General features: G+C 54.7%; 14 protein-coding genes. All 14 read right to left on the bottom strand.

The features are described 5' to 3' along the window. Nucleotides 1-2: 2 nt before the first annotated feature. Nucleotides 3-536, bottom strand: coding sequence for a type VI secretion system lipoprotein TssJ (gene tssJ / locus ACPUC7_RS12415; RefSeq protein WP_494923142.1), 534 nt, complete (start codon nt 534-536; stop codon nt 3-5). Beyond that, a complete protein-coding gene (locus ACPUC7_RS12410) occupies nt 526-3,819 on the bottom strand; it encodes an ImcF-related family protein (RefSeq protein ID WP_494923141.1) in 3,294 nt (1,097 codons plus the stop codon). The genes tssJ and ACPUC7_RS12410 overlap by 11 nt, the downstream gene beginning before the upstream one ends. A 1-nt stretch (nt 3,820) precedes the next feature. Continuing rightward, entirely contained in the window at nt 3,821-5,233 is a 1,413-nt protein-coding gene (locus tag ACPUC7_RS12405; protein WP_494923140.1) for a KPHS_23130 family T6SS system protein, read from the bottom strand. Nucleotides 5,234-5,236: 3 nt separating this feature from the next. Beyond that, nucleotides 5,237-5,491, bottom strand: a complete 255-nt coding sequence (locus ACPUC7_RS12400) for a PAAR domain-containing protein (RefSeq protein WP_494923139.1) — start codon at nt 5,489-5,491, stop codon at nt 5,237-5,239. 3 nt (nt 5,492-5,494) lie between these two features. Then, nucleotides 5,495-6,673, bottom strand: a complete 1,179-nt coding sequence (locus ACPUC7_RS12395) for a tetratricopeptide repeat protein (protein WP_494923138.1) — start codon at nt 6,671-6,673, stop codon at nt 5,495-5,497. A gap of 5 nt (nt 6,674-6,678) precedes the next feature. Continuing rightward, a complete protein-coding gene (locus ACPUC7_RS12390; protein WP_494923210.1) occupies nt 6,679-7,419 on the bottom strand; it encodes a T6SS immunity protein Tli3 family protein in 741 nt (246 codons plus the stop codon). A 17-nt stretch (nt 7,420-7,436) separates the two neighbouring features. After that, on the bottom strand, nt 7,437-9,581 hold the full coding sequence (locus ACPUC7_RS12385; protein WP_494923137.1) for a T6SS effector phospholipase Tle3 domain-containing protein: 2,145 nt from the start codon (nt 9,579-9,581) through the stop codon (nt 7,437-7,439). Continuing rightward, nucleotides 9,578-12,091, bottom strand: coding sequence for a DUF2345 domain-containing protein (locus tag ACPUC7_RS12380; protein ID WP_494923136.1), 2,514 nt, complete (start codon nt 12,089-12,091; stop codon nt 9,578-9,580). The genes ACPUC7_RS12385 and ACPUC7_RS12380 overlap by 4 nt, the downstream gene beginning before the upstream one ends. A gap of 34 nt (nt 12,092-12,125) precedes the next feature. Next, nucleotides 12,126-12,770 (bottom strand): type VI secretion system protein TssL, short form, encoded by a 645-nt coding sequence (gene tssL, locus ACPUC7_RS12375; protein ID WP_494923135.1) that lies wholly within the window; start codon nt 12,768-12,770, stop codon nt 12,126-12,128. 533 nt (nt 12,771-13,303) lie between these two features. Then, entirely contained in the window at nt 13,304-13,789 is a 486-nt protein-coding gene (locus ACPUC7_RS12370) for a tellurium resistance protein TerW (protein ID WP_494923134.1), read from the bottom strand. 246 nt (nt 13,790-14,035) lie between these two features. Further along, a complete protein-coding gene (locus tag ACPUC7_RS12365; RefSeq protein ID WP_494923133.1) occupies nt 14,036-14,980 on the bottom strand; it encodes an HpcH/HpaI aldolase/citrate lyase family protein in 945 nt (314 codons plus the stop codon). Then, the gene (locus ACPUC7_RS12360; protein ID WP_494923132.1) at nt 14,980-16,059 is read right to left on the bottom strand and encodes a cysteine protease StiP family protein; all 1,080 of its coding nucleotides are present in this window, start codon (nt 16,057-16,059) and stop codon (nt 14,980-14,982) included. The genes ACPUC7_RS12365 and ACPUC7_RS12360 overlap by 1 nt, the downstream gene beginning before the upstream one ends. Continuing rightward, nucleotides 16,049-16,834, bottom strand: a complete 786-nt coding sequence (locus tag ACPUC7_RS12355) for an HAD family hydrolase (protein WP_494923131.1) — start codon at nt 16,832-16,834, stop codon at nt 16,049-16,051. The genes ACPUC7_RS12360 and ACPUC7_RS12355 overlap by 11 nt, the downstream gene beginning before the upstream one ends. Then, complete coding sequence (locus ACPUC7_RS12350; RefSeq protein ID WP_494923130.1) at nt 16,827-17,954, bottom strand: phosphoribosyltransferase domain-containing protein; 1,128 nt, start codon at nt 17,952-17,954, stop codon at nt 16,827-16,829. The genes ACPUC7_RS12355 and ACPUC7_RS12350 overlap by 8 nt, the downstream gene beginning before the upstream one ends. Nucleotides 17,955-17,962 lie beyond the last annotated feature (8 nt).

The raw sequence follows: 17,962 nt of genomic DNA, 5'->3' as shown, positions 1-17,962 counted from the left end.
GGTCACTCCCTGTTCCGTACCCGCAATTCGCGGTTATTCAGTTCGATAATGCTGGGGTTATCCGCGTCCATCTCTGTGCGCGGCAGCGTAATGCGCCAGCTGTCCTTCGCCATATCCGGATAGAGGAAGAAGGCCGCCACCGCCACGGCCTGTACGTCATCCTCCAGCGGAACATCCACCGTGGTGGTGTTGCCCGGCAGCACCCTGACGCTGACCGGCGTGCCCGACAGACTCTGCGCGAGCGCGACACCGTCCTGCCTGAGCAGAGTGCTGTAGCTGGCCTGGGTAAATGCTGCGGTGCTGCGCAGCGGCCAGATGCGCACTTCGACCGGTGAGGACATCTGGCCTTCATCGCTGTTCAACGCGGCGCGGGCAGTCAGTTGCAGGTGCAGCGTCTCCACCGTCGGGTAAAACACCGCCCGGCTGACGCTGGTGGCCCCTTTTTTCACGCTCTGAGTGAGACCACAGCTTGTCAGCATCAGTGCCACCGCCAGCGGCAGGACAATACGGGACAGTGCTAATAACTTACTGCTCATCGTTACCTCCGTAATCGGCAGAGAAGACGGTAGCTGGCAGCTTAAAGCCCCGCAGCTTCAGCAGGTCGAGCGGCCCGCCATAGCTTTCCGTGCGCATAATTAACGAGAGCGGCTGTCCGTTCCTGCCGCTCCAGCTGACCCGCCAGCGGCTGCCGTCAATCTGCTCGCGACGGCTCTGGTCCAGCAGGCGTATCAGCGCCCACGGACCGCTGAAACTCTGTGCTGTTTCCGGCGGCAGTGCGGCGTCACCGCTCTGATTGAGAGGAATGTAGCTCAGCACCGCCTGTGGGCTGGCGGTCTGCCTGTCCGGCCAGCGGAAGGACTTCCATTCTGCCTGCTGGTTGAAATACTTCAGCACGGCGTCGTCAAGCAGCAGCGTGGTTTCCATAATGCCGCGTTGCGGACGCATCTGAATGTCGAAGCGCAGGCTGGCTTCTCCCGAGGCAAAAGCCAGCCGCCCTGTACGTGACAAAAGGTTGATGGCGTCGAAAAATGCAGGACTGACAGTCAGCGTCTGCTGCGCGGAAGCCACCGGCACCCATTCATCGCCCTGCTTTTCCACTAAGCCATGTAACTGCTGGCTGACAAACTGCTCAACGACACCGCTATGCGGAGCAATGAAATGAGCCAGTAGCGGTACAGAGGCGTCGCTGGTACTGCTGACAAACGGGTATCGCCCGCCAAAACCTTCCTGCCAGCTGTTCACCACCCGCTGTTGCCAGGCACCGTTAAGCGCCGCTGCGGCAGGCTCCATTACGCTCTGCCAGGCCTGATCCAGCGGTTCGTTGAAGGCGGCAGTGGCAAATCCGCTCCAGTCCTGACCGAGGCTGGCCGCCAGCAACGCTCCCCGGCTGCGGGAGATAGCTAGCACGCTGTCACGGCTGTTCAGTGCCTCTTGCATCAGGGCGAGCATCCCAGCCTGCGGGTCGCTGGCAGTCGTTACCTGCTGCAACATCAGACGCACCTGAGTAACTTGCAGCAGATAATCCTGCAGCGTCAGCCCACCGGGTGGTGCGCTGCCATTTTTTCCGTCTTCAGCAGGCATCAATGCCAGCAGCGGCGCGAAGGTCTGCGCCACCACGTCAGCGGGTTTGCTCTCCATACGGCTAATGCCGAAAACGCCTGCATCGCTGTCACCGATTACCAGCTGTTTTGCCGAATTCAGCAGCGACTCACCTGCGGTACGCCCCTCCTGGCCGACGCCCGCCTGCCAGCGCAGCAGTGTCAGCAACGGCGGCAACGGCGAGCGTTGGCTGTCGCCCAGCAGGCTTAGCTGGTCGAGTGTGTCGCTCAGCGTGGCACCCCGCTGCCACTGGATACTGTTAATGAACGCCAGCCACGCTGCTGCATAATCGGCGAAATAGCGTTCAGTGAGGCGGGTACGCAGGGCCTCCTCACTCAGCACCTTTACGGCGGCAGTTTTGCCGTCGTCCAGCACCCGGTCAGTTGTTATCTGACGGCTGGCGGCCACGCGGGCAATCAGCGAGCGCACGTCCTGTTCCCAGGCCTCGCGGGTGAAAATCCCCGGCAGGGTGGCGTCAGTGTAAAGCAGGCTGTCGCCATCACGTCCGGCCATCAGGTCGCTCAGGGAAACGGCGGCATGGTGCTTCATCGCCTGCTGCAGCACCGACTGGTAGAGCACGTTCTCACTGTTACGCAACCCTTTTTGACTGCGCAACAGCGTGCGTACGGCGGCCACCAGCGGCGCGTCCGCAGACTGACGCCAGTCGGGATGGTAAGGCAGCTCGCGGCTGTAAAATCCCAGCATATCAGTAGAGAGCATCAGCCATTCACCAGGCCGAATGCTGCTATCCGGCGCATGCCACAGCGGGGCCAGTGTCTGGTTAAGAAACGCGGGTTCTGCCTGCTCTGGCTGGGTCAGCATCAGGTACGCTTTCAGTTGGTCATAGGCTTCCGTCGCGCGGGTACGACGTGCCGGTGCATCCGCTGGCAGATCAGCATACTGACGCAACTGCGCAGTGAGTTCTGCCATGACAGGGATCAGCATCAGGCGCTGACTCTGCTGCTGCCAGGCAGACCACAGGCGGCGCAGTTCTCGGGAGTTCTGATCGAGCCCGAAGCGCAGCTGCAATGGCGTGCTTTCGCGGGCGCGGTACAGCAGTGTGTCGGTCCGGCGCTGCAGCTCACGCAACTGGTGTAACTGCTCCGGCGTTGCGGCAGGCGCGGTTATTTGTGCCAGTAGCGCACTGTTCTCGCGGATAAGGCGGGTATTCAGATACGCCGACACCAGCATGCCCGTGCACCATAGCGCCATCGCCAGCAGCAGGCCACGAAACAATCCGTCGCGCAGTGTCAGCCGGTCACGGCGGCCCCGGCGGATGCTGGCCTGATGCAGTACGCCGTACCATGCGTGCGACAAACTGCACTCCCGGTAACCGGCGTGCTGGCCCGGTGGCGCGGGCGGCATCACAAACAATCCAGCGAACAGGACGCCGCTTCGTAAGTTTGCAAGTGGCTGCAGGGTAACGGCCAGCGTCAGCAGCGTTCCCTCGCGAATGTCCTGTGCCAACTGCAGCAGCCAGCTCCAACGGCGGTTGTGCTGCACCTGCACCATGCCGTCGGTTAACAGCGCGGGGGCCAGCGCTTTCAGCTCGTCAGAAAGATTTGTCTGCGTACCGGGCGTCCAGCAGACGCCAGTGCTCTGACGCGGGCGGTCATATTGTTCGTGTTCATCCGCACGCTGTACCACGGCATAGACCGGCAGACGCCAGCCAAGGCGCTCTCCTGTGCGCTTCAGCTGTCGCCAGAGCGTGTGCTGCATCTGTTCATCGCGGGATGTCGCATCGGCAGCGTCCGTGACCCACACTACCGCATTGAGTGCGCGACGCCCGCGCTGGCGCTTCAGCCAGATAAGGTCCGCATCGGCTATCTGACCGGGTTCACCACACCAGAGCAGGATGCCACGCCAGCTCACCTGCCAGCGTTCTTCCATCAGCCCCGGCAGCAGGGCATCAACGTGTTCCGTCTGCCCGGTGACCAGCAGCCACGGTAGCCGTTTTTTGCGCCACAGCCAGAGGGACAGCGGATGTCGTTCACACAGCGGGCCAAAGACCCGTTCTGCTTCCTCTTCCTGCTTATCCGTCGGAAAACGCCAGGCCAGCAGCTGCACGGCAAAGCCAAAACGGGCCACCAGCAGCCAGAGCAGAATAATTCCGGCCTGCACAATCCAGACGGTAGCCGGGTCGGTGAACCATACCGGTGCCTGAACGTGGCACAGCGCCAGTAACAGCAGGGCAACCAGCAGCCAGAACAGTGAAGCCATTTTACTCATGAGAGGATACGTCCGGGTTCAGCCATTCATCGTCCAGGCGGTAGTGCCAGAGTTTCAGCGCCAGCGGCACGGCAAACGTCAGCAGCAGGGCATAAAAGATAAATCCCCCCGCCAGCCACGGCCACAGGGCCAGGCGAACGGAGGGAGGCGGCAACAGGCCGAACAGAGTAACCAGACAGGCGGAAGCCCCAAGCCATGCCAGCGGATAGCGGGAAATCCTGTCCTGCGACCAGGCAACGGGATCGGCTGGACGGACGCTCAGCTGCACGCAGGCGAGGTTATCACCGCAAGGAGTCACCACCAGTTGCCCCTGCTGACCGGTGTCGGTGGCCGCTGCGGCCAGCGTGAGTGCCAGCACAAAACCGGCGCGGCCCTGATCGCCCACCAGAGCGGGCAGCAGATGCTGACCTTCTGCTGGCAGCGGATCCCCAGCGATATCCAGCACGGAGAGCAGCGTATTGCGGGCGCGGTGATCAAGCCCGGCATCCCATAAATGTCGGCGGTGTCCCGGTGGCAGTTGCTGCACGTCCAGCCATGCGTTGAGTTTTTTTTCTGGTGCAGAGGCAGGCGTCAGCAGCGGACGGAAGAGCCAGACCGGGCGAAACGGCAACTGTTCCGGCAGGCGCTGGTTGTGCGGTATGAACAGCAGCGCCGCGCTGAATTCGGCTGCCTTGCTGTCATCCGATATCTGGTGCAGGCACAGCAGCAGGCGTGGTATATCGGCATGTTCATCACACCATGTTTCCAGCAGTTCTGCCCCTGCAGGCTGAGGCAGCCAGTTAAGACGGCTGGCGGAGAGCTGACGGCCCTGCTGGCGCTGCCAGGCCTGCATCAGCGCCTGACGGCAGTTCTCTTCCGGCTGGCCTGCTGCACTGAGCCAGATGTCCACCACCGAAAGCGCATTGAGTGCTGGCTGCAATGGCCCCAGCAACGCAGTAAACAGCTGGCGCAGCGGGGACTCCCCGAGCATGCTGCCTTCTTCCACAGGCAAACGCAGCGTGACCGGCGGGGCCTCAGGTGGCACACCGTTTATACCGGTAATACGCTCCATCAGCTCCGGTTCAGGAGTGACCAGATGCCAGGCCGCAAGCTTCAGGGCGCTGCGGCCCTGCATTTTCCACTGCGCCTGCTTACGATCAAGAAACAGGTGTCGGAAATCAATTTCGCGGCGCTGGTGTAACAGATGGCTCAGCCAGAACAACGCGATCGCACTGGCAATCAGCAACGGTGCGGCCAGCAGCCAGAACCAGAAGCGCAGACTGGCAAAGCCACGCTCCAGCGGCCAGGTGAACAGCAATATCACCCCGGCCACCGCCACACAGGCCAACGATAGTAGTACCCACATCCACCAGGCCGGAAACGCCGGGCGAAACTGACGCGCCAGCGGCGGCAAAATCCATTTCATACTTTACTCTGCTCCCGCATTCGGCAGCGTGGTGCGCAATACGCAGCCACACTTTGCCTGGCATCCATCCACAATCACCGCTTTGCCGGACATAGTCCAGGTCGGGTGTCCTTCGGTGACCGCCACCTGGCCGTGCTGTGGGCATGAAACCATGTCTCCAGCCAGCATCACCTTTTTCCCGTCAAACAACGCTCCAGAGGCAGTGGCAACTTTGCCGCCGTGCGAATGGGGATCGCCTAATCTAATGACTCCACGCATTTCTTATCCTTGTGGCTTTTTAAGTGCATCCAGTGCTTTTGGTGGAAGGCTGGTGGCGATTTTGTTCATTCCCATCACGCCATCTGGCGTTTCATCTGTCTTCAGCACAAAATCAGTTTTGAATGTTTTTTGCCAGTCCTGAGAATCAAAGCGTAGCCTGTAAGCCGTACCTTTAACGTGTGGCAATAGTTGACCAAGATTATCAATACTCAGCGAACAATCGGGGAGTCGGGAATAAGACCAATTTTGTTTTTCTTCCACACTAACAATATGCGCATCTTTGAGCATCAGCGGATAACCCGGTATGTCCAGTACTACGCGATAATTCTGACTATCTTTCTTTTGCAGATAGAGTTGAGTGGAATTAGTTGTAGAGCGATAAGTGCCGTTTAGATCAGGACAATTTTGTTTCTGATCAGACTCTTTCACTTCATCTAACACTGGAAATGGCGAATTAAGCATAATTCGCTGTGCCTGATTAATTTTATTCGCTTTTTCTCTTGCATTACGCAACTGCTGCGATGACATTTCTTTATCAAGAATTGCAAAGTTTTCTTCAGCATCTTTATTGCCATATCTCTTTGCAAACCAGAACCATGCCCAGGCCATTTCGAGATCTTTTTCAACGCCATTGCCTTGATAGTAGCCGTCACCCAGCGCATTCTGAGCCAAAGCTGCTATATGGGGATAATCGCGGGTGTTTCCTGAGGATTTCAAATACCACTCAATAGCTTTCCTCTGATCGGCCTGAACGTATTCGCCTTTAGAATACATAAATGCAATGCTGTAACTGGCTGGTGCAAACTTTTTGGAGGAAGTCGCCGCTTTATAAAACCAGTTATAAGCCGTTTTTTTATCTATGGGAGTACCATCACCAAAGTAATACATTGTGCCCAGAGAATACTGCGCTTCTGGAAATCCTTTTTCTGCGACTTTTTTATACCAGTAGAGCGCCTTGCCGTAATTAATAGGAGTGCCATTTCCGTTGCGGTATCTTGCCGCGACTTCATCCATAGAAAAGACATTACCTTCTTCGGCACCTTCAAGTGCTTCCCGGAATGCCTCAGAATTTGGTTGTGCCTGTTTATCTGATGTTGCTTGCTGAGCCAGCAATACGGGGCAGTAACCTGACACCAGTAAAAGTGCGAGTAGTAAAATCCGTAATTTATTTGTTTTTAACATGATGACTATCCTTGTTTATCCGGTGTAATACCTAAATCCGGATTGCATTGCATACGATCCCAACCGGTGTGGTTTTTAACTTCCGGAACTTTATTGGGAATATTTTTCCATTTGGGATCATAAGCAAATATGGACCAATGTTCCGGCCCAACCGCTGCATTCCAGGATATATACTGTCTACCCCAGTCCAGTCCTGAACTGCCTGGGATCAGCCGGTCTGATATATTTTTTCCTTTAAACATATAGGTGTAAGGAATGCCTTCACCACCGGGCAGCAGACGTGGATCATCAAAGGGCTTTGAGCTCATATAGAGATCGCCTGATTTGGTTTGAATAAAGCCCTGATCGTTTACAACGGTAAAAGATACCACTTCATCTTGTTCCGGACCTGAAGCGCCATATCGCTCTGCTCCGCCACCGGGCATAAAACGGGCATCGTGCCATGTTTTCCCATAGTCTTTAGATACCATTACACCTGAAACATCGTAATAGGTTATCGCAATATATTTTTCGGAAGGGTGAATATATTGCTTAGTAAAAACGCGATAAAACTGCGATGACACTTCGCTATGAATATTACGCTGGGTATCTGTAAACCAGAGTGCCCCTACGCAGTTAAAACCTACCAGTTCCAGATAGCGGTGATCGTCAAAACGGTATATTACCTGGGTGGGGGGGGCTTGAGACGCCGCCTGGCACCCTGCAAGTACAAATAGTCCGCTTAATAAAACCAGTTTCTTTTTCATCATTACACTCCTTGTGATTAAACCAGCGGCTTGGGCATATCCCATTGCAAAACATCCACCATTGTATTTTCGATATCACGCTTCGTACCCGGTTGAATGCGCTGACGGGAGCCGTAATCATTGACCACGCCAAACTCGCCTGTTGGCATGGGTTTGTCTCCGGTTTCCGGCTTGTTCATCAACTTTTTAAAATCATCGGGCAAGACACCTTCCTTGTAGTATCTATTGACTCTAGGCTCCGGATTGCTCGGCCTACGCCAGTCTGCGCTCAGCAGCAGGCTCTCCCAGAAGCCCTTGTCTTCAAATGCATTGTTATGACCAATAGCCAAGTCATAGGCCGTTGATTTTCTGGAAACCTCAATGTTGGCAACAATGGAAGAGTGCTGACTGAAGGCTGTATTCATATTTATCGCTCTTTCAAGCTCCGATTCAGTCATGCGGCGACGGTAAGTGATACTCTGGGGACCGCCTGGATGGCCAACAAAGCGCCCATCAACAATCTCCCGTTTTTCCCCAGGTTCTTTATTAACATCCTCTGCCAGAAAACTAGCCTGAAGATCGGACAACTGTTTGTCATTCAGCGGGCTGTTATTATTTAATCTGCCGTAAAATGCCGGAGTATTGGGGACTGGCCCTCCCTTATTCTCGTCAATAAACCGCTCAGACCTCATCGCGGCTCTGGCGATTTTCGGGTCATTGCCCGTCAGTTTCGCCTTGTAGTTGCCAGCCCCCTGGGCCATCAACTTAAAATTAAAAGGCTCGGGTAAAGGCAGACCGCTCACTGTTACATCGGTAAAAGAATATTTGGGATTATCTTCAGGATCATCCGGCTGATGCGGAGGTATGACAAAGTGGTAGCCGCTTTTTTCCCCAACTCTCTGATCTTTGCAGAACACCCGCTGGCGCAGATTATCCCCCATCGCACCATAAATATTGTCAGGTATCCCCCGCCAGCCAAATCCCTGTATTGGCGACATAGATACCACCTGGTCATTAGGGCAAAAGTAGTTGTACACCATGCCAAAATTGTTACGGCTGTAGCGGGAATCTTTCCACAAGCTGTTTTTCGCTTTTAACGCCAGGCAGCCCGTGTCGGTGATGTCCTGAATATAGGCGGTATCATGAGCCGGATTTCCTGACTGATAGCGAGAGTTCGCCGCCATCAGACGACAAAAATTCGCCAGCGTTTTTTGCCTACCAGCAGAGGATTGTTGGTTTCCGGGAAGCGTATCTTCCAGAATTCGGCTTTCCAGCGAGTAAGGAGAATGGTTCAACACCGCACAATCTGCAGGTGCCGCCCCTTCGGCTTTGACCCACATATTGGCCAGAATGGTAATGAGTGTGCCCTGACTATGAGCAACAATGTTGATGGTATCGTTTTTGGTGGATTCGTTTTGCCGAATAGCAAGAATCAAATCTGCCAGACGCCGGGCAGCGTAAGCCTGGTATATACGATGGGGGTTCTGATAAATCGGATGGCTCCAGTCCTTTTTATTCAGACCGAAGGCCTCCGTTCGAGACTTAAACTTACCGATAATCGCGATGATTTTGCCAGTAGCACCCGGACCAAACATATCCGGAATACAGGTGGTGGCATTAGCAAAAGTTCCACCACCTTTCGCTGAAGCAGGATCTAGCCAGTTCCTCAGGTTATCAATATTGGCATTATCGTGATTCCTTATAATGCGGGCATCATCCTCTTTATACGTATCGTAGGCCAGGTCGGTGGCATTTCTGTTTTTTCGCAGTTCTTCCCGGTAGCGCTGCTGGTCGGCAACGAAAGCCGCGTGATCTACAGGTTTATAACCCCAGTAGAATGGAATTATCGGAGAGCGATTAACCTCACCAATACAGGTCTGATCCGTCACCGAGCAGGTTTTTGTCAAGATACGCCCATTAGCATCCGAGATCATAAACTCATGTGTTTTCCATTCATGAGGATGCAAATCCGTTCTGCCTAAACGGTCATTCAGACCGGCGCAAATCCCAATATCCTGATTTTCATAGGCTTCACCTACATCGTTTACGCCATGTACCAGAATAACAATACAAGGCAGAGGGGGTTTAACCCCACAGTTTTGTATGGTCATCTCACCGCTATCAGCCGGACGGCAAACATCGTTTTTCGATAAAAACTGTGGGTTGCGCTTATCATCTTTCATGGCTTCACTCCTTTGATGAGCTCAAGGGCTGCATTTTCCAGCTCATGCATGCTCAGTAGCTGAGACTCTCCGTTCTCATCCGTAATGCCTTCAAGCACCGAACCGTCCTGACGGTGAATCCGGAACTTTTGATTTTTAAGGATATGTTCGGGATCGCCTTCCATGTGCAATCGGTACTTCAGCGCATACTCACCTTCTTTAAACGATGGCATGGCCTGGTTGATGCTGTCGCCCCCCTGGTACACAAGATTCGGGGTTTTCTGCACGATGCGGGTAGGGCCCAGCTCTTCAATCACACCATCTTTAATGCGAATACCGGCCCCACCGCACATCAGTAGCAATTCCTGTTTGGCATTAAGCACAATCCGGCCATTGGTGCTGGTTATCTGCATATCAGCGAACGAGGTCAGTTCCATCTGATCCTTCTGCGCCTGTATCTGCACCTTGCCTGCAGCGGCAATCAACTTCATGCCGAACTTATGGGCAAACAATGAAACCATCTGACCTGCGGCAACGGAGAACTGGCGGAACACGCTGAAGCTGGCATCCTGCCCGGCGGAGGCAATCAAATTTTTTCCTGCGGTGTGCTGGAGCGATTCTGGCGTGGTTTGTGCGATCCCGGCTTCGCCATGCACCAGTACGCCGGGATCTTTTAAAGTGTTCAGAGAAATGTTTAACGCCTGCTGAGCGGCAGTGTCTGCCGGTGATGCCTGCGCCATACCGGCTGCCTGCTCCAGCGTTTTCGCCAGCGCCAGCGCCTTTTCCAGTTGCGCAATTGTTGCGGCCATATCCAACTGCTGGCCTTCCGCTTTGGGACGGGGCTCGCTGGTGAGCAGTACACCTTTGGCACCGCGCAAAGCAATGTGAGCATCGGTACGCAGCTCGGCTCCTTCACCGCGCAGCGCCTTCTCTTTATCGACCAGGCTGCCGAGATTCAGCTCACTGATACCGGAGTGCGGGGTGCTGAGCCGGATAAACTCATGCTCGCGCCAGTCATCCATCAGCAGAGTGTTTTTCGCCGGGGTCAGCAGAATGTTACGTTTGTGGTTCTGCTGGGCAACATGGTCAGCATGGCGGGAATCGTGCATCACATGGGCGATGTACGGGCGGTCAATGTCACCGCTTTCAAATGCCACCATCACGGCGGTTCCATCCATCAGCGGCCAGTGGAAACCGTATTCTCCTCCTGCATAAGGTTTTGCCAGGCGTATCCAGCAGCTTTCAAAACCCTTCTGCCACTCATCTCGGTCAAGATCGAAGCGAATGCGATAACGGCCCTGAGCATCAATGTGGGAATAGGTATCATTTTCCTGCGTTGATGACACGCGGGCAGGCAACGTTCCGCTAATGGTCGGCCAGGACAATTCCTCGGGTCGCCAGGTGTAATCACGACTCCAGGGAACAGCCGTGAAAGTGATGAAATAAGCGGAATCGCGGGAGATATTTTCACAGTCAGTAGAGACAATAAGCAGCCCTTCGGGAGCATCCGGCCACACCTTCCCCGGCGTAGTGATGATCATCCCTGGACGCAGCGTCATGCAGTTGGATTTACCCTCAAATGTCACCAGCGTACTGAGATGACGTTCACTACGAATACCTGCATACCAGATGCCCTGGCCGGGTTGTTCCTCATACGCTTTTCCGGCATCGGGATAATTTTCTGCCCAACGATTATCAGTGCCACGTAATGCGCGATACTCCTCGCTGGTTCTGGCTTCCGCTTTCATGTCGCTCTGGGCAACACGGTAATTGTCATCATTGACGCTTACTTGCTTCGGCACAGCATTGTGGACGGCTTGCATATCCCAAACTGATTCCAGGCCCCCGTCAAACAGCCCGGAAGGATGGCGGAATGGGATTGCTGGTCCCTTTATCCAGCCCTGTCCGTTGTCAGTGAGGATGATGGCATCCTCATTGCTTTCTTCATCATACTGGCGATAAAACGATACACCAGCATCGGCCAGACGCCGGGCAATATGCGCATAATCGGACTCTTCATACTGCATCATAAAGTCGCGCAGCGGATAGCGAGTGTTGAGCTTCAGGGCAAAGCCCAGCCGGTCAATTAGATGATCTTCCAGCGTCTTTTCAGTCAGGCTGATAATGCTGTCATTGAGGTAAACTGCACTGTTGCGCCCCTGTTTCATGCGCACCATCTTGTGCTCAAGCACAACGCTGTAATGGGTCTGGTCGGCACTGGTATTGTACTGGCGGAATTGCGTGATAATGCCAGGCACGATGCGCGGAGTTAGTTTTTCCCAGGGTTTGCCATCCGGATACATCAGCATTTCAGCAGAGTAGTTGATCAGCAGCGTGGCAGGGATATCACGGGTGGTGCTGGTAAATTCAATCTCATAACGGGGGATCTGACTTAGCGCTTCACTGCCGCTGAACTTCAACACTGAAATCTGAATATCCGGGCGCTCCTGGCTGAGTTTTTTCAGCCGGAGCTGATAATGGTTATAAGCTCCGTATTTACCACTCTCAATGATGTAATCCGCAATGCCCATGGCTTCCTTCCCATTTATCCTTGTTTCAGCTCAGTCACTGAGCCAGTAAAAACAACCTCAATCCACCCCACATTCCCGCAGTGAGTAAAAGCAGTGAAATAAACGCTATCTGCGGCGAGCGCCACCCATGCATTTCTGCAGGGCCGCTACAGAGAATAATGTCCTGATAAGAGGCCGATTCCGCTAGGTTCGGTAACCGCTTATCTAGTTGCTGTAACAGGAACAGGCGGTCATTGTCGTTTTCAACACGATACTTACCCACATAGCCAAACTTCAGCATGCGTTGGTAGCAAACCAGCAACACTTCTGCAGGTGCTGGTTCACGAAGCAGTTTTTTGATGTGTTCGTAGAAATGCTCACCACCATTGAGATGCCCGAGAAAGTGCCCCTGCAAAGGTGTGCGTTTCCACCAGGCTGAGATATCAACTTCCGGAATGGTCATGATCAGTTCGTCGAGAAACACGCAGTGCGCGAATTTAATTTCTTCGCAGAGAGAGGCGGGGGCTCCCGCTGTAGTGAGTTGATCCTGAACCTGTTGAATCGTATGGAAACAGCGCTGGTAGAGCGCATCATCAACCGTGATGGATTGCCCATTGCGCACAGCGAGCGCCAACAGCCAGGTATCCTGCATCAGCACATCGAGAGTATTGGCTGTGATGTTGTGTTGTGAAAACGTCATGGGCACCTTCCTGGTAACGCCTGAACATGGTTAATCCATTAACCCAATCATCATTTCAATCGGGGAATTGCTGTTGCTCACGCGGCTTACTTAGCTGAGCAAAATGTGGTCTATACCTATCAGCGGCACTGATGATATTACATTGAGTGATAGTTGATCAAACTAACAATTTGAGTTTGTGAAACAGGATTCCAATTTTTAACGCGGTTTTACATTCGATATTAAAAGTAGCTTTAACGCGATTCAGTTACTGCGGAAAAGTAATGTTATTAATTGATTTTAATTGGTTTTCATCGTGGTAGATAAAAGGAAAGGCTGCTTCTACTTTAGTCATTATGCGGTGCGAAGATGTGAATGTTACTTATGGAAATATCGATACACGAAACGTGATTACGTTAACAGATGTGGGATGTTTGGGGACGATGCCAAAGTCTATAAGGTCCATTTAACATTTAAGGTCTGAGGTAGGTTTTGCATCGCTGAAATTAGTTGGAAATCATCGCGCCTAAAAGCGCTATTAACCAGCTGGTGAATTATTGCTGCCGTTTGAACTCATTCTTTTTGCACATTAACTTCTCAATCAACTCATCCAACCCGCTTTCAACCAGCATTTCCACCGCATCACTTCTCGTCGTGTCACTCAGTCTTACAACTTGATCAATCTTCCTCAAAACGGACATCCTCAACGACAGCGACACCGCTTTCTTTTTCTCTTTATCCAGAAACACGCGGCTGACGGTTTCGCTGTGTTGCCGTTCGGCGTTGAGCTTTAGCGCTTCATTAATATGGCGCAGGCTTTTCTTATCCAGCTTGCCGGCATCGATTAATTGGTAGCAGTGCGTAACGCGGATGTATTTGATTTCCGCTGACCAGGATTCGCGCAGTTCTTTGAGCGCGCGGGTGAGCGTGGGTTCGGAGCAGTTGAGCTCGGTGAGCATGCGGCTGGAGGCGATGGGTTTGCCGCTGCTGAGCAGTGAGGCGAGCATGAAAACGCGTGTCTGTCGGGTACTGAGTTGCATGGTCGATTGAGGCCTGGTTGGTGGTCAGTGGTCTTTATCGCCCTCCTGGCAAACAATGTCCGACAGTATCAGGGAGTTTCTAAATATCAGGTAAATGGGTTCCGAAAAAGTGTTGCGTTTGATTTTAAGGTCAAAACAACGCGATAAATCGCGCCGCTACGGACTGTGCGGTTTAATGAATCCGTATCAAATCGCGCCGTTACGGACTGTGCGGTTTGACGAATCCGTGTCAAATCGCACAAGAACTTAAGTCACCAACATCAACGCGCCATCGGATCGTGAATCTGGCGCGATGCCGTATTCTTGCGCGCGCGCGAGAATGGCGGCGGCCCAGCGGCGGTGCGTGGCGGGTTCGCACATTGCGCCTTGCGATTTAAATACCGCCTGGCTGGAGTTGAGGATGCGCAGCGCATCGGCGTGATCGCTGGCTGAGACCATCAACATCTCGTGAATCTTGCCAATCTGGCTGGGGTGAATAGCGGTTTTGCCGACCAGGCCGTGCGCGATATCCAGCGCCAGTTCGTGATCCATAATCTGTTGATCATCGATGTGCTCGCACACCGGTGCGGTGAGGGCGAAATCACGCGCCGAGAATACCGCCACCAGCATTTTAATGGTGTAACCCATTGGGCCGTCATACAGCGTGAACTGGCGCGAGCGGCGCAGCGAGAGCACATTCATCAAGTCGTTGCCGCCGATGCGCAGGGCGATAACGCGTGAGCGGCACGCATGGTTTTGCAGCGTCAGCGCCAGTTCGCGCATCGCGGTTACGTCGAACACTTCACTGGTTTCCAGCGTCGGCATCAGGCACAAATGGCTGTGTTCGAGGATTTTCCACCACGTTGGCAGCGAATCGGCGGTGAATTTCGGCAGCACCAAACCGTCTACTGCGCTGAGGTCGAGGTTTTCGACCAGCCACGCGCCCATTGTGCTGTTACGCGGACGGATAAACACCAGCGGCCAATGCGCGTTACCATGGCTGCGCATCGCGGCATTCAATTCACGCAGAATGTGCTGAAGATTGTGCAGCGCTTGCGGCAGATCCGCGTCGCTCACCGCATCTTCCAGGCAGATCACCAGCGAGCGCAGGCCGTTGATTTTATGGTTAACAATCACATCGACGATGTCGCTGCGCACCGCGGGCATGTAGAGCGTGGCACCCAAACGCCACGGCGAGAGGCGGGCGTTCATCACAGCACCTTTTTGATGATGGTCACGGCGCGGTATTGCCCCAAATCGGCGCCCGCGTCGGTGATGTTCAACCCTTTTTGCTGCGCCAGATAGACCAGTAGCGCCACATCGGGATCGTCCACCGAACGCACCAGTACCTGATCCGGCACGCGGCGCAATACGGCGCGCGTGGCTTCGGCGATGCCCGGTTTGATGCGATTGATGCTGTTGACCTGATAACGTGCCGCCAGTTGCGCGATCACCGCGTCACTTTGCGCCACTAACTGTTGTTGATGCTGCGGATCTTGCGGGCAAGCGGGCAGGGCGCTGATATCCAGCGTGCGCGCATATTCCGCAACGGTTTCAACCAGTTGCTGGCTACAATCGAATTGTGCCAGATGGTCGCACTGCACGCAGCCGTGCAAGCCGGTTTCTGACCACAGCGAGCGCGAGATCAATCCCGAAACCGGCGCGCCCATAATGCCAAATGGGATCAGCCAATCATCATCGCTAGCTGAGAGCCACGCGCGGCCGCACGGATCGGCCAGCACCACCAAACGCGGTTGTGCCGGATAGCCAGGGCGCTGTTTGAGGCTGCGGATCAGTTCGCCGGTGATGGCGCCTTTGCCGGTCCAGCCATCGACAAATACAATGCCGTCGGTGCCGTGGCGCGCTTCGATGATCGCCAGCGCGGCGTTATCAATGCCACGATCGCGGATGATGCTGATGCCGTAATGGTAGGATTCGCGGCCCATCGCACGCAGCGCCTGTTGCAGCATTACGCCGAGCGGCACGCCTGCACGCACCAAACTCGCCAGCACAATCGGCGTATCGCCAAACTGTTTTGCCAGCGCATTGGCCAGCATCGCGACTTCTTTCGCCAGACGTCCCGCGCCTTGATCCAGCGCGCGTGCAAACAGATCCAGATGCCAGCGCGTTGGTTCCGGTTCCTGGCTCAACATCTCGGAATAGTGGCGCGCGCCAGACTGAATCAGCTGTTCTTTTTGATCGACCGGCGTCATGTCGATCTCAACCGGCTTGAGCAAGAATTCAACGTCGCCGGGTAGGTACGATCCAGAGAAAGGCTGGTTATTCGCCATGAGTTTGTTCTCCGAAAAGGGATTGGTTGATGCGGTCGGCAAACTGGCTTTGGCGTGGCATACCGTACCAACTGCACAGCTTCATAAAGCGATGATCGCTCAGGCTGTCGCCGAGACCGATCACCGGGAATACGCCGCGCTGTTGGCGCAGTTTTTCCAGCAGGAAACTGACCGCCAGACCTTTTTCCACCACGTTCGGCAGCCACGCCACGTTATTGCTGTTGCGATGGATGTAATAACCGGTAGTGGGGAAGCGCTGTTCGATTTCATCGGCGATGGCGTACAACTCGTCGAGGCGCGTGCTGTCACGATGCTTCATCACTAAGTAGATCGGCGTAACGCCATATTCATAGTTGATGCGCGCCCAGCCGTTAATCGCGCGTTCGGCCATCAGATCGGTGATCGCCTGCTGCATCGAGAGCAGCGCCGGACCGTAGGGATTGAGTTTTTCCAGCATCAGCGCGCGCCATTCGGCGTCTTCCTCGCCTTGCGGATTGAGGATCACCGCGCCGTGCGTAGTGACCGCCCACGAACGGAACGGGATTTGCACGCGCGCGATCTCTTCGGTACCGCGTGCGGTAACCGGGATCAGAACCGCGTGTTCCAGCATCCAATCGACCAGCATGGCTTGTTCTTCGGTCATAAAGCTGCGCGGCTGCAAGCTGAGATCCAGCGCGCCGGTGCGGAACGGCTCAAGATCCAGCTCATCAACCATTTTGCGCCGCGTCTGGAATAGCGTGTCGTCGAGGTCGGAAAAAATCACCGGTTTATTCATCGCAGATCACCTCAACTTGTGGTGCAACCTTGGCTAACGCGGCGGTTAAATGGGGATCGATGCTGCTGAGCGGCGTTTCGATGCATAAAATGATGCGGTCAAATTGCTGGTGCGCCACGTTGTAAACGAAGTTGGCGATGCCGAGGCCGTAGTTATCGGTGAAGGCGATGGCTGATTCGATGGCAAAGCCAGTAGCAATCGGCGAACGCGTGGTTGAGCTGTACTTGACGTCTGCGCCTTGCGCCGCCAGCCGTTCGGCCAGCAAAAACGGTTCCCAGACAAATTCGCTGCTGCCGAGCACCAAAATCTTTTCGCCCGGCTCTGCCTGAATATGCTGGCCCAAATCGCCAGCGGGTGCGGCCATGCCCAGTCGGCCCCAGCGCTGTTTGCCGGTGATCGTCACCGTTGCTGCATCGTTAAGTGCCACGGCGGGCATTGGCGGCAGTGCGGCATCAGGATCTTGTTGCCAATGCCAATCACCTTGCACCAGCGATACGGTGCGTACCGGCAGCGGGCTGCGTATGGCTAACGCGTCGCCGCTCCAGTCAGTTAAGGTCACGGCGATCACCTGTTCGATGTGTTGCAATCCGCCATCATTACGCAGCGCTTCGAGCAAATTAATAAAGGTGTTTCCGGTGGTGGCTTCATCATCAATCATCACCAAGGTGCGCGCGTTCAGCACGCGCTGGCGCAGTTGCGCATCATCGGGCAGATAGATCAGATGATCGGTAGCGTGGCTGTGATTCTCTTTAAATTCGCACAGCAATTCGGCCTGCTGCGGATGGCGCGTTGACGTGAGATAAACCGGCTCGCTGACGCGCTTGCGGACTTCATCAAACACGCCAGCCCCTAAACCAACCGCGGTTTCCGCCATACCAATAAACAGCGTTGGGCCGTTTGACACCGGCGGGAATTGCTCGGCCAGTTGGCGATACACCGCGCGCATTTTGTTCGGATTGACCGGAATGTGGCGGCCCAGCACCTTGCTGACGAACAGAAATGCGCGCTTGGGATTGCGGCGCTCGGCGATCTCAAACAGATCGTCGATGGCGCTGATGCCGCCGGTTGGGGTGACGCTTAATGTGCCGCAGGATAGCGTCCTGCTCCAGAGCGTATTCATGGAGAGTT

The organism is Pantoea sp. CFCC18179, assembly GCF_059412405.1.
Note: the sequence above shows the minus strand (reverse complement) of the source record. Positions and strands in the feature narration are given on the sequence as shown.